General features: G+C 40.4%; 10 protein-coding genes. 7 read left to right on the top strand and 3 right to left on the bottom strand.

Translation table 11 applies throughout. The features are described from left to right. The first annotated feature begins 157 nt into the window (after positions 1-157). Entirely contained in the window at positions 158-883 is a 726-nt protein-coding gene (locus tag H6G08_RS08755; protein ID WP_096644540.1) for a DevA family ABC transporter ATP-binding protein, read from the top strand. 213 nt (positions 884-1,096) lie between these two features. Here the strand turns inward: H6G08_RS08755 and H6G08_RS08750 are convergent, their stop codons facing one another. Continuing rightward, on the bottom strand, positions 1,097-1,912 hold the full coding sequence (locus H6G08_RS08750; protein ID WP_190540577.1) for a hypothetical protein: 816 nt from the start codon (positions 1,910-1,912) through the stop codon (positions 1,097-1,099). A 108-nt stretch (positions 1,913-2,020) separates the two neighbouring features. Here H6G08_RS08750 and H6G08_RS08745 point away from each other — a divergent pair, with 108 nt between their 5' ends. Together H6G08_RS08745 and H6G08_RS08740 are read left to right on the top strand one after the other, a co-directional pair. Continuing rightward, positions 2,021-2,833, top strand: a complete 813-nt coding sequence (locus H6G08_RS08745; protein WP_190540576.1) for an HAD family hydrolase — start codon at positions 2,021-2,023, stop codon at positions 2,831-2,833. Between the two features lie 166 nt (positions 2,834-2,999). Next, positions 3,000-4,565, top strand: a complete 1,566-nt coding sequence (locus H6G08_RS08740; RefSeq protein ID WP_190540574.1) for a HEAT repeat domain-containing protein — start codon at positions 3,000-3,002, stop codon at positions 4,563-4,565. Positions 4,566-4,751: 186 nt separating this feature from the next. Here H6G08_RS08740 and H6G08_RS08735 read toward each other — a convergent pair whose 3' ends face one another. Beyond that, the gene (locus tag H6G08_RS08735; RefSeq protein WP_190540572.1) at positions 4,752-5,234 is read right to left on the bottom strand and encodes a hypothetical protein; all 483 of its coding nucleotides are present in this window, start codon (positions 5,232-5,234) and stop codon (positions 4,752-4,754) included. 382 nt (positions 5,235-5,616) lie between these two features. On the opposite strand from H6G08_RS08735, the gene H6G08_RS08730 reads away from it, so the two are divergent. Continuing rightward, positions 5,617-7,266 carry an alpha/beta hydrolase gene (locus H6G08_RS08730; protein ID WP_190540756.1) on the top strand — a complete coding sequence of 550 codons (1,650 nt, stop codon included), beginning with the start codon at positions 5,617-5,619 and terminating at the stop codon, positions 7,264-7,266. Between the two features lie 205 nt (positions 7,267-7,471). On the opposite strand, the gene H6G08_RS08725 is transcribed toward H6G08_RS08730, so the two are convergent. Next, positions 7,472-7,897, bottom strand: a complete 426-nt coding sequence (locus H6G08_RS08725; RefSeq protein WP_190540570.1) for a GNAT family N-acetyltransferase — start codon at positions 7,895-7,897, stop codon at positions 7,472-7,474. Between the two features lie 267 nt (positions 7,898-8,164). Between H6G08_RS08725 and argZ the strand changes: the two genes are divergently transcribed. From argZ to H6G08_RS08710, 3 genes are all read left to right on the top strand, one after another. Beyond that, positions 8,165-10,276: a bifunctional arginine dihydrolase/ornithine cyclodeaminase gene (gene argZ / locus H6G08_RS08720; RefSeq protein ID WP_190540568.1), complete on the top strand. Its 2,112-nt coding sequence runs from the start codon at positions 8,165-8,167 to the stop codon at positions 10,274-10,276. 36 nt (positions 10,277-10,312) lie between these two features. Further along, positions 10,313-10,816: a DUF2085 domain-containing protein gene (locus H6G08_RS08715; RefSeq protein ID WP_190540566.1), complete on the top strand. Its 504-nt coding sequence runs from the start codon at positions 10,313-10,315 to the stop codon at positions 10,814-10,816. Between the two features lie 462 nt (positions 10,817-11,278). Then, complete coding sequence (locus H6G08_RS08710) at positions 11,279-12,025, top strand: PEP-CTERM sorting domain-containing protein (RefSeq protein WP_190540564.1); 747 nt, start codon at positions 11,279-11,281, stop codon at positions 12,023-12,025. Positions 12,026-12,095 lie beyond the last annotated feature (70 nt).

Here is a 12,095-nt window from a genome sequence, read left to right as displayed (position 1 = left end):
TTAAACAAAGGCGGATGCTGCTATTTTGACAAAATAACAGATATAAAATAATTATAAATGCTCAATACTTCTCAAAAAGAATACTTTATTATTAATAAGTGAGAATTTATTTTCAAAACCTATAGCCAGGAAAAACTAAATTCTAGGTAATTAATTTATGATCAACTCCGAGCCTGTAATTGCCATTAAACATCTCAATCATTACTATGGTAAAGGCGTACTCAAAAGACAAATTTTATTTGACATTAACCTAGAAATTTATCCTGGTGAAATTGTAATTATGACTGGCCCTTCAGGTTCAGGGAAAACCACATTATTGAGCTTAATTGGTGGTTTAAGGTCTGTACAAGAGGGAAGTCTGAAATTTTTGGGAACAGAATTATTAGGTGCGAGTCAAAATAAATTAGTACAAGTTAGACGCAAAATTGGTTATATCTTTCAAGCGCATAATTTGCTGGGTTTTTTAACTGCCAGACAAAACGTACAAATGGCAGTAGAGTTAAATGACGAAATTGCCCAAAGTCAAGCGATCGCTAAATCAGAAGCGATGCTCAAAGCAGTTGGCTTACAAGACAGAATGAATTACTATCCAGATAATCTATCTGGGGGTCAAAAACAAAGAGTTGCGATCGCTAGGGCGTTGGTAAATCATCCGCCGTTAGTACTAGCAGACGAACCCACAGCCGCCTTAGATAAGCAATCTGGGCGTGATGTTGTAGAAATTATGCAGAGTCTTGCTAAAGAGCAAGGAACCTCGATTTTGTTAGTCACCCACGATAATCGGATTTTGGATATAGCCGATCGCATTGTGGAAATGGAAGATGGTCTTTTAACCCGTAATTCCCAAGGTATCGCCAGGAATCAGAACTCCTCAAAATCATAAAACTGCATCTGCAACCCGAAAACCTTGGTAATTATCTAGTACAACGCAGCGTAAATAAATACACTATTGCCAATGTTGCAAAAGTTCAGAAGATAATTCTTTTGACTTTTGACTTTTGACTTTTGACTTTTGACTTTTGACTTTTGACTTTTGACTTTTGACTTTTGACTTTTGACTTTTGACTTTTGACTTACTTGCCAGAGGTAATAGTAATTATTTAACAGAACGGGATTCTTTAATCATCGACTCCTGCAAATTTTTGGGAGCATTCGCTTGACGGCTAGTCCTAAATGTGACATTCACCCCTTCATTTGATTGCTCAAGTACTAATAGAGGCGTAGGTTTAGCCTTTTGATCCCACTGCATGTGAGCAACCCTTCCTTGAATTGTTGGTTGCCAAGTATCTTCATCATCGGTGGGACTGAGGTAAGTTTCAATACAATCAATAATTTGACTAATAGTCGCAGAAGTCGCTTGTGTTGGTAACTTCATTAATCTAATTTGCACGCGAAATAGTACTCGCTTGGCAATATTTGGTGGAGTACCAGTTTCATACTCAACATCAAACATTTCATCCACTTGGCGTCCTGTATTACTAGCAATTCCTACCATCCCCTGTTGGGATTGACTTGGCCGCAAAGCTTGAGAAATTTTTTCCTTAACTTGGATTTTAATTTGATTAACGATCGCAAAATGAAATACTTCTTCTGACATCCGCATCCGCAGATAGTCTAAGTTAAAGTCCCGTGAGTTGACTAAGTCGGGATTTGTTTCCATTTTGCGGATTGTGTCTAGGGCTAATTTAAACTTTTTTTCTAGCTCCCGCGTCCGAAATTGCTCAAATTTAAGTTTTTTCTCTAACTGAGCCATCAATACTTTGCCGTAAACAATCACAGCAATTAATGCTATAGCTAATCCGCCACAACCTAACAATAGTATTGGTGTGATTTGTGAATTATTAGCGGGTACTTCCTGAACAGCCTTTTTTGGCTTTGGCGATGGTGCCGCCATAAATATCAAATTTGACATACTTAGCAAACAGAAAAAATTTATTCCTGATGTATAGGATGCCCAAATTTTGGTTGCAATTTTGCGGTATTATTACTGTTTTTTAGCACCCCTTTGACAAATTCGTATATGTACATATACCCTAACCAATCTGGTGAAGTTTTGATAAATACTGTACCCCTGTCTCAAGCCAAATCCATTGACTGGAAAAATATTCGGCTGATTGCTACAGACATGGATGGTACTTTAACCAGTAAAGGAAAATTCACAAATCACTTGCTGCAAGCTTTAGAGCATTTAGCAGCAGCAAAAATAAATGTGTTAATTGTTACTGGTCGTTCTGCGGGTTGGGTGAGTGGAATTAGTAGTTTAATGCCAGTAGTGGGTGCAGTAGCGGAAAATGGTGGCCTTTTTTACATTGCAGGAAGCGATCGCCCAATTCCCTTAACACCAATTTCTGATTTAGCTAGCCATCGTCAGCAATTAGCTGCGGCTTTTGGGGAATTACAAACTAAATTTCCCCAAATTCAAGAATCTGCGGATAATCGCTTTCGCATCACCGACTGGACTTTTGATGTAGCTGGATTAACTCCTCATGAAATCCAAACTCTTAGCCATCTTTGTCATGATATGGGGTGGGGATTTACTTACAGTAGCGTGCAATGTCACATCAAACCCCAAAACCAAGATAAAGCTACTGGATTGTTACAAATATTGCAGCAATATTGGCCAGAATATTCATTAGACCAAGTTGTCACAGTCGGCGATAGTCCGAATGATGAAAGTTTATTTAATCGCGATTATTTTCCCTTGTCTTTTGGTGTCGCCAATGTTTTGGCATATATTCATCAATTAAAGCATCAGCCTGCTTATGTGACGCATGAGGCGGAAGGAGAAGGATTTTGTGAGTTATCTAACTATATTTTGCAATGTGTAAATTAATTTTTAGTCAGGGCTTGAGTGCTGTTTTAAACGCAAAGGAACACGGAGGTTAGCGCAAAGTTTCGCAGAGTATTTTCCAAGCTAATTTGCTATGAATTAATGAAGTGGTGTATTTAGCAACCTTGTATAGTATTTATATACTACAAGATATAATTCACCGGAAGTTATGTCTCCAGCAGATGATACAGCAGAAATTTTATACCAACAGTTACAGATTTTAAGCGATCGCGAATTACAGGTTGAGTATTTGAACTCCTGGAAATGGACAGAAGCGATCGCGCTAATTTTACCAAAAGTAGATGATGAGACTGCATTACGAGTGGTGAAGTTAGCCCTAGAAGTAGATTTGTGTCTAGGAGCCAAACTTGCAGGAGCAGTGAAGCCCGAGTTACAAAGCACTACAGTAGATTTACTGCTAGATACTGATGTTTATCCAGCATTTTTATTTAAGCTTTTGGGTATGACTGGAACTGATGCAGCGATTTCCTTTCTAGTCAATGCTTTGAATGATGACGAAGACTATGCATTTCTGATAACTCCAGCAATAGCAGAAATTGGCACAGAAGCAGCAGTGCTAGCACTCACAGAAATTATCAACGACGAACAGAGGTATGACTATGAAATATCAGGAACCTGCGTAGAAGCAGCACAGGCTTTAGGAAATATCAATTCTGAGTCTGCGAGACAAGCGCTAATGAGTTGGTGTCTGAAATATTTCGATTGGTCAGATTTTAGCAGTACTGCGGCTAATATTCTGATTCCAATTGCTACTCCGGAGATTGTGCCGGAACTCCTAAAGTTTGTTGAAAATGAAGAATATGATGATTACGTGCGTGCAGATGCGACTATGGTGTTGGATGCGATTAATGCAAAAGCCAGCATCGCCACAGTGCCATTAAATACAAGTGATGAAGATGAGCAGCAAGTCAATCAAAGCAACTCTCAGCTAGACTTGGTAACCCTGGAACAACTTTTACAAGATGAAGACGAATCAGTTCGGATTAGCACAGTTAAAAAATTGGGTGAAGTTGGTTCTGAGGCGGTAATACAATTGTTGCAACAAGCATTGAACGATGAATATGTTGGAGTACATCGCTGTGCGGCTGAACAATTAGGGAGTCTTGGTACAGAGTCAGCAGTAGCGGGATTAATACAGGCTTTGAGCGATGAAAATTCTGCGGTACGTTGGTCAGCAGCTGAGGGATTGAGTAAAATTGGTGCGGAATCAGCAACAACAGCGCTAATTGCAGCATTAAACGATGAGAGTGCAGGCGTGCGATCGCTTGTTGTCGAAGCATTAGGTAAAATCCAAACAGCAAGCGCAGTGTTGGCTGTACAGCAAGCTTTGAGCGATGCTGATATTTGGGTGCGTTTGAATGCTGCTCAGGCTTTGGGAAAAATCGGTTTTGAAGAATGTATAGAAATATTACGACAGGCTCTGAGCGATCGCAATTTTAACATTCGTTCCCATGCTGCTTTTGCTTTAGGAGAAATTAGTGCAAAATCTGCAATTCCAGAACTCATTGTGGCATTAACAGATGAAAACTCGAAAGTGCGTACAAATACAATCGCGGCTTTAGGCAAAATTGTTGCTCCAGAATCATTATCTGCGCTGTTACGTATGTTAGAAGAAACTCAAGATTACACAGAATTAGCAGCAGTAATGAATACAATTTATGCTCTACAAAAATTTTTTGGTTATTACAACCCTAATTATTGTACGAATAGCTAATATAGCAGAAGGCAGGAGGCAGGAGGCAGAAGGTAAAACTCTTGCTATTCCTATTATTCACGCTTTCAAGATGTCCTAACCTATGTGACTACAGCTATATCACCTAAGTTCGCGATCAGCTCAAACCCTAAATTGAAAATAGGATTAACAAATGACTATTGACTATTGACTATTGACTCTTGACTCTTAAGAGAAACTTCCATATTTGGTTGTGACATTTTTTCGTGATTGATTAGCTTGAATTTCCGGATAGGTTAGAGTCCAGTTTTGTTTATCGTTAATTTGCCAATATAAACCTTGTAGCATGAGCCGCATTGCAGTCCGAGTTCTGATGTAATCTCTGACTAAATGTGTACCAGGGTGGGCAGAGATATCATCATATTTTTGACCATAGCCAAAAGGTTTGGAACATTCATGGCCAAATCCTTTTACAGTTAATACAAAAAATGGCGCTTGTTTATATTTATCGGGAACCATGAATATACCATATACATTATGTTCGCCTAACCAAGGTTGGACAACAACTTTAGTAGCTTGTACTTGAAATTTCTGGATATTTGATGCGAGGAAAGCTTCTGAATTACATTGAGAATCATTTACAGGCCACAACAAAGTTACAGTACTTAGAGAAACAATGAAGACTAAGACATAGATAAGTTGACGGTGCATAAAGTCAACAATGAGTATTTATTAAATTTATGAAGTGTGTCAGTAGATGAAACTGGTAATAGAAAATTAATCAGTAATTTGAGCCGCAATTTACCAAAATAAGGCTCTGATCGCAATCATTTTTTCAGCAGGGTTACATTCTTAAAATAAGTGATAATTAACTAAATTTTTGTGGCATTCAACACTGATTGGTCATTAGTCAGAGACGCGATGAATCGCGTCTGTACAATTGTCATTTGTCTTCCTTGTCCTCCTTGTCTCCCTTGCCTTCCTTGCCCTTCTTCCCTAGCCTCTGGTCTGCTGCTAAGATTTTTTACAATATGGGTAGTAAAAGGCACGAATATCAGTTATATTCCCCTAAGCGTGGGAAATAAAGATGTTAATGGGAAGAATTAGGGAAAGTTTCCAAACTATTACAGGTTGGTTTTGTGCATTAGCGATCGCTCAAATTTTGGGGGTAAATAACTCTGCAACAGCTGCTGATACAGTTGTGGTGCGATTTGGTCTGTTTGCAGAATCAATCTCAGTGGCGGATCTACAAACAGCAGCAGAAACGGGAAAATTCCCCAGAAACTTGGAATCTTTTACCAACAAGCTATCAGAACGAGACCGTAACTTCATCTTAGGAGCGCTGAGAACTAAGCTACCACTCAATGTGGTGACTATTAGTCGATTGCTGAATACCCAAATAGGGACAACGATTCTCAACGATTTAGCAACAGCTTTGGTGAGAAAAGACCAAGCCGGCGCACAAGCACTGAGAGCAGGATTTGTTTTAGGCTCTACTGCACCTCAAGGTCTTTCGATACTTTCGTTTATTAAAGCCTATCCTAGCCAACGCCTAGAAATTAATTTACCCCAAGTATTTGCAGTTGCGAGTAATTTAAACTCTGGCTTTTGGCTAACGCAACAGTTTATGCTAGCGATCGCGCCGCAATTTAACCCCACTACATCCCAATTATCTTTTCCCTTCGATCCCGGTTTGCGCGGAAACGAGCAATTCCAGGTTTTGAGTTTGCAGTTAAATGACCAAAAACGTAACCGCAAAATCCCCACTGATATTTATTGGTCAAATGCTTCTAGCATAGAAAAACCTGTAATTGTCTTCAGTCACGGTTTTGGTTCGGTGCGTACAGATATGCGCTACCTCGCAGAACATTTAGCATCCCACGGTTATATTGTGGTGGCATTAGAACATCCGGGAAGTAATGCAACACATACTGATTTAGCAATTAAAAATAATACGAGACTGCTCCAACCTCAAGAGTTTTTAGAACGTCCCAAGGATATTAGTTTTGTCCTCGATGAACTAGAAAAACTCAACCAAAAACCAAATCAGCCATTACAAGGTAAGATTGCGGCTGATAACGCGATGGTAATTGGTTATTCTTTTGGTGGCGGTACTGCTTTAGCTATTGCTGGTGCTGAGTTACAACTCGAAAATCTCAAGCAAAGATGTAAAAAGAATGTTACTGGCTTGAGTCTTGGGGAAACATTACAATGTGTGGCGCAAGAATTACCAGCCAATCGATATCAATTAGGGGATAGCAGAATTAAAAGAGCGATCGCTCTCAGTCCCACGACATCTTTAATATTTGGTAAAAATGGTTTGAGTAAGTTGCAAGTACCTACTTTAATCTGGGCTGCTTCTGCGGATAAAACTGTTCCCGCTTTACCAGAACAGTTTATCGGATTTACAGCAATGCCATCTCCTAAATGGTTAGTTGGTGTGCTGGGAGGTACCCATTTAAGCGTTAAAGATCCCAGTACCACCTTAGATCAAGAGCAAAGACTCAATACTCCTTTATCTGGTGGTGAGGTAGTTGGCGAGCAAGCTGCTGATATTCGTAAATATTTGCAAGCGATCGCTTTATCTTTCGCTGCACAACTAACTCCTGATGCTGAAAAATACGCGGTTTTTCTCACACCAGATTATGCGCAGTTTGCTTCAACTCAAGCCTTTCCTATTCGTCTAGTGACAAAAATTCCTCCACAAGCAATGTTTATACTCAGAGAGTTTACAGGTCAATAAAAGCAGCACATCAATATATTTTAGAGGGCATGGCAGTGCCATGCCCCTACAGCTTGGTCTATATACCTGAAAATTGCTGAATATTAACGTCAAGACACTGAAAACCATTACTATTGACAATTGACTTATTCTTGTTTATTAAAAATTGTTTTTGTAAAATAATTTTTGTCATCAAAGCAATCTCATTAGCTTTCACTACAAATAGCTAAATTTCTTTCTTTAAAAAATATCTTTGATGTCCAGGTGGGAAATTATCGAGAACGCCAAATATTTGATAACCAAGGCGTTGGTAAAAACCCAAGGATTGAAAACTAAATGTATCTAGATAAGCGTAACTACAACCGCGTTGTTTAGCTGCGCTTTCTGCTTGCAGCATGAGTTCTTTTCCATATCCTTGATTTCGCAATGCTTCCAGCACCCACAAGTGAGAAATAAATAACCATCCCCACTGAATTTTACCAACTAAACCCCCGACAATTTCCTGGTTTGGATCGCGGATAAAAACTGCTAAAGGTTGGTATACATCTTTTTCTATCTGTTGAGCATTATTGTACTCAATAAGTTGATTGATGACAGTACGAATATCCTCTGGCTGGGGATCGTCATCAACTGTAAATTTTAAGTTTGTCATATTTATTTCCCTGAACCAATTAGCGCTACAATGTCACCACACTGAACTTTTGGTTTTGTACCATTATTCCTTGGGTGATTTGACACCTGAACTTTTATGTGCCTTTTCTGCACTGGATTTCGTTAGCTAAGAGAAAAAGTAACAGCAAACTTTTGTATCGGATTGAACTAGCAGAATACAGACATTTTGTAGCAAAGTTGACAAAATAGTACAGCAAGAGTCTGTATCTAAAAGAACTTGTAGCATCTCAACGCTTGTAAGATTTTTATGACTTCCCCGATTCGCTTTTTGATGTGCGCTCCTGACCACTACGATGTGGACTATGTGATTAATCCCTGGATGGAAGGGAATATCCATAAATCATCGCGCGATCGCGCTGTGGAACAGTGGCAAAAACTCTACCACGTAATTAAAGAACACGCCATTGTCGATTTAGTCCCGCCGGAAAAAGGCTGGCCTGACATGGTATTTACCGCTAATGCTGGCTTGGTGTTGGGCGATAATGTTGTTCTGAGTCGTTTTTTACACAAAGAACGCCAGGGAGAAGAGCCTTATTTCCAAAAATGGTTTGAAGCCAATGGTTACACAGTTCATGTTCTCCCCAAAGATTTACCTTTTGAAGGTGCGGGAGACGCCCTACTAGATCGAGAAGGACGCTGGTTATGGGCTGGTTATGGCTTCCGTTCAGAATTGGATTCTCACCCCTACTTGGCGAAGTGGCTAGATATTGAAGTACTATCCCTACGGCTAATTGATGAGCGTTTTTATCATTTAGATACCTGCTTCTGTCCTTTAGCTAACGGTTATTTACTTTATTACCCCGGTGCGTTTGATTCCTACTCTAACCGCTTAATTGAAATGCGGGTAGCAGCAGAAAAACGCATTGCAATAGAAGAAGCTGATGCGGTGAATTTCGCCTGTAATGCGGTGAATGTAGACAGCATCGTGATTATGAACAAGGCGAGTGATAGTTTAAAATCTCGCTTGAAAAATGTCGGTTTCCAAATTATTGAAACACCGCTAACAGAATTCCTCAAAGCTGGTGGTGCGGCTAAATGTCTGACTCTGCGGGTAACTGAACCAGTCAGGGATGAAGTTCATGCAAATGTGTCTGTGGAAAGTCGGATTATCCGCTTAGAAGGGCATTTGCTTGATTCTGGCTTGATTAACCGCGCTTTAGACTTGATTGTTGATACAGGTGGTAGTTTCCAGGTTCTGAATTTTGACTTGGGAGAACAGCGCCAAAGTACCTCAGCAGCTGAAGTTAAGGTATCAGCACCATCCCATGAGGTGATGGAAGAAATTATCTCGCAGTTAATCGATTTGGGTGCGGTAGACTTGCCCCAAGATGAGCGAGATGCGAAGCTAGAGCCTGTAATTCAAACTGGTGTCGCCCCAGATGATTTTTATGTGAGTACAATTTATCCCACTGAAGTGCGGATTCATGGTGAGTGGGTGAAGGTGCAAAATCAGCGTATGGATGGCGCGATCGCAATTACTCGATCTGCTAATGGTTACGTTGCTAAGTGTAAAATCTTACGGGATTTAGAAGTAGGCGAACAGGTAATTGTCGATGTCCAAGGTATCCGCACCATCCGCAAAACCGAATCGCGGGAACAGCGCAACGCCCAAGAATTCAGCTTTATGTCTGCTGGGGTTTCCAGCGAGCGCCGGGTGGAATTAGTGGTAGAACAAGTAGCTTGGGAATTACGTAAAATTCGTGATGCTGGTGGTAAAGTAGTTGTCACAGCCGGGCCTGTGGTAATTCATACTGGTGGCGGCGAACATCTCTCAAGGTTGATTCGTGAGGGATATGTCCAAGCTTTATTAGGCGGAAATGCGATCGCTGTTCATGACATCGAGCAAAATATGATGGGAACATCTCTCGGTGTGGATATGAAGCGGGGTGTCGCCGTGCGTGGCGGACATCGTCATCACCTGAAGGTAATTAATACCATTCGCCGTCATGGCAGTATTGCTAAAGCTGTGGAAGCTGGCGTAATTAAGAGTGGGGTAATGTATGAATGCGTACAAAATCATGTCCCCTTTGTCCTCGCTGGCTCGATTCGCGATGACGGGCCTTTACCCGACACCCAAATGGACTTACTCAAAGCACAGCAGGAATACGCCGAAAATCTAGCAGGTGCGGAGATGATTTTGATGCTGTCGAGTATGCTCCACTCCATTGGCGTGGGAAATATGACTCCGGCTGGGGTGAAAATGGTATGCGTGGATATTAATCCGGCTGTCGTCACCAAATTAAGCGATCGCGGTTCAATTGAATCGGTGGGTGTGGTGACAGATGTGGGATTATTCCTCAGTCTGTTAACCCAGCAGCTTGATAAGTTGACAAGTCCTTATCGGGCAGTGGTACGTTAAGAAAAGTATCACGCAAAGGCGCAAAGAAAGGGAGTTATGAGAGTAGCTTTCAAACGAGAGTTGCAAATTAATTGGGTAAGTGCGATCGCTGATTTTCTGCTAGCGGGTATGGTCATAGGCCCGCTAGCCGCTCCCTTTCTTGCTGCCTCTGGATCGTGGCTATTGGGAGTAATTGCCAATATTATTTATTTTATGGGCGTTCATGTCTGTCCCCAACCCGATATGGGCTTAGATTTAGCGCCACCACATATCATGGCAGTATGTATGCGTTGTTACGGGACTGTCAGTGGTTTGTTGATAACGCGGTTGTTGTATGGGGTAACTGGGGGTAAAGGTTTTTATTGGTTAAGTCAGTATGGCTGGAATGGTGTCGCCTTAGCCATTGTTTTGATGATGGCTTATCCTGTGGAATTAGCCGCCCAGGTTTTAGGCTGGTGGGATTTTAATAATTATTTGGTTACACCATTTGGATTAATTACAGGTTTAGCATGGGGATTATTTACCATGCCTATTTTGCATGGGCAAAGCGATCGCGCTTGAGTAAACTACCATAAAAATGATGCAATTTAAATTACCATTAGCTGAATATCCGTAATCAGGATGTTGTAATCAAGCTGAAATCACTAAACCTAATAAGCACTTGTATTAAATATTATAAGTATTAGGCGATCTTTAACTGGGAAGAATGCTAAATTTGTACCTATGAACTGAAGATTCAACATTTGCTGCCTCTTACACGTACTCATTGTTTTGATATTCATGTATCTTGGTGCAAGATATCACTACAAACGCTTAAGTAATATTAACGAAATTATTATTAGTTAATTATAGATAAAATCAAGTTTTTCGTCACTTAGTAAAACTTTTATTTTTACTATTATTTTGATAAAAAAGTTATAAAATATACTTTCTAAGCGCTTTTGCTTCCGTATATAAGTGCTGGGTTAATGAATGTAGAGAAAAAACAGTTGGAGACGATAAATAGCTGAATTTTCTTTCTACATGACTAGACTTTTATTAAGCCAATCTACCGATATGAAATTTATTCCTGCTAGTCTTCAGAAACTATCAGTTGCTGGTGTTGTTGTTTGTTCAGTTTTGAGTGTTAGCCAAGTTAAGCCTGCAGCTGCTGCCAATCTGGTAGTTAATGGTAGCTTTGAACAAACCTTACTTACTGGTGGTACAGACATCAACAACGGCGGTTGGAAAACATACGATGAGATTTTAGGTTGGAAGGCTACCACCGGTGGCAAAATTGAAATTCAAAGGGGAGCAGCTGGCGCGGCTCAAGATGGGAACCAATTGACAGAATTGGATAGCCATAACTATAAAAATCAAGACAAAATCGGTATTTTTCAGGATATTGCTACCGAAATTGGTAGTAAATACCGCCTATCATTTTTCTATTCACCACGCCCTAAGACAGAAGCAACAGAAAATAACTTTAATGTTCTGTTTGGTAACGTACTCAACCAGACTATTTCCGGTGGTGCAGGTGGTGATAAAACAAATTGGTTACAGTATACGGTTGATATTGTTGCCAACAGTAAATTGTCTCGCTTGCAATTTGACTATGATGTCAAGAATGATTCGCAAGATACTTACGGTTCTTACATTGATAACGTTCGCTTAGAGAGAGTTCCGGAACCAGGAACATTATTAGGTATTGCACTGATTGGTTTAGCTTTAGCCTCTAAGAGAAAGTTTGCGGGAGCATCCCAAATGTGCAAAAACGCCCTCACCCTATAAGGGTGGGGCTAGAAATACGAAGCCTGCCTTCGCAGGCTATCAAACTTTTAGCCTGCGAAGGCAGGCTTTG

Origin of the sequence: Calothrix anomala FACHB-343, assembly GCF_014696435.1 — a bacterium.
Classification (GTDB): Bacteria; Cyanobacteriota; Cyanobacteriia; order Cyanobacteriales; family Nostocaceae; genus Aulosira; species Aulosira anomala_A.
The sequence above is the reverse complement of the archived record's forward strand: the minus strand, read 5'-3'. Positions and strand labels throughout refer to the sequence as shown.

Excerpts from the sequence above, each read along its gene's own strand:
- H6G08_RS08725 (WP_190540570.1), bottom strand. The coding sequence starts at position 7,897 with ATGACAAACTTAAAATTTACAGTTGATGACGATCCCCAGCCAGAGGAT.
- H6G08_RS08740 (WP_190540574.1), top strand. The coding sequence starts at position 3,000 with ATGTCTCCAGCAGATGATACAGCAGAAATTTTATACCAACAGTTACAG.
- H6G08_RS08755 (WP_096644540.1), top strand. The coding sequence starts at position 158 with ATGATCAACTCCGAGCCTGTAATTGCCATTAAACATCTCAATCATTAC.
- H6G08_RS08710 (WP_190540564.1), top strand. The coding sequence starts at position 11,279 with ATGACTAGACTTTTATTAAGCCAATCTACCGATATGAAATTTATTCCT.
- H6G08_RS08750 (WP_190540577.1), bottom strand. The coding sequence starts at position 1,912 with ATGTCAAATTTGATATTTATGGCGGCACCATCGCCAAAGCCAAAAAAG.
- H6G08_RS08735 (WP_190540572.1), bottom strand. The coding sequence starts at position 5,234 with ATGCACCGTCAACTTATCTATGTCTTAGTCTTCATTGTTTCTCTAAGT.
- argZ (WP_190540568.1), top strand. The coding sequence starts at position 8,165 with ATGACTTCCCCGATTCGCTTTTTGATGTGCGCTCCTGACCACTACGAT.
- H6G08_RS08715 (WP_190540566.1), top strand. The coding sequence starts at position 10,313 with ATGAGAGTAGCTTTCAAACGAGAGTTGCAAATTAATTGGGTAAGTGCG.
- H6G08_RS08745 (WP_190540576.1), top strand. The coding sequence starts at position 2,021 with ATGTACATATACCCTAACCAATCTGGTGAAGTTTTGATAAATACTGTA.
- H6G08_RS08730 (WP_190540756.1), top strand. The coding sequence starts at position 5,617 with ATGGGAAGAATTAGGGAAAGTTTCCAAACTATTACAGGTTGGTTTTGT.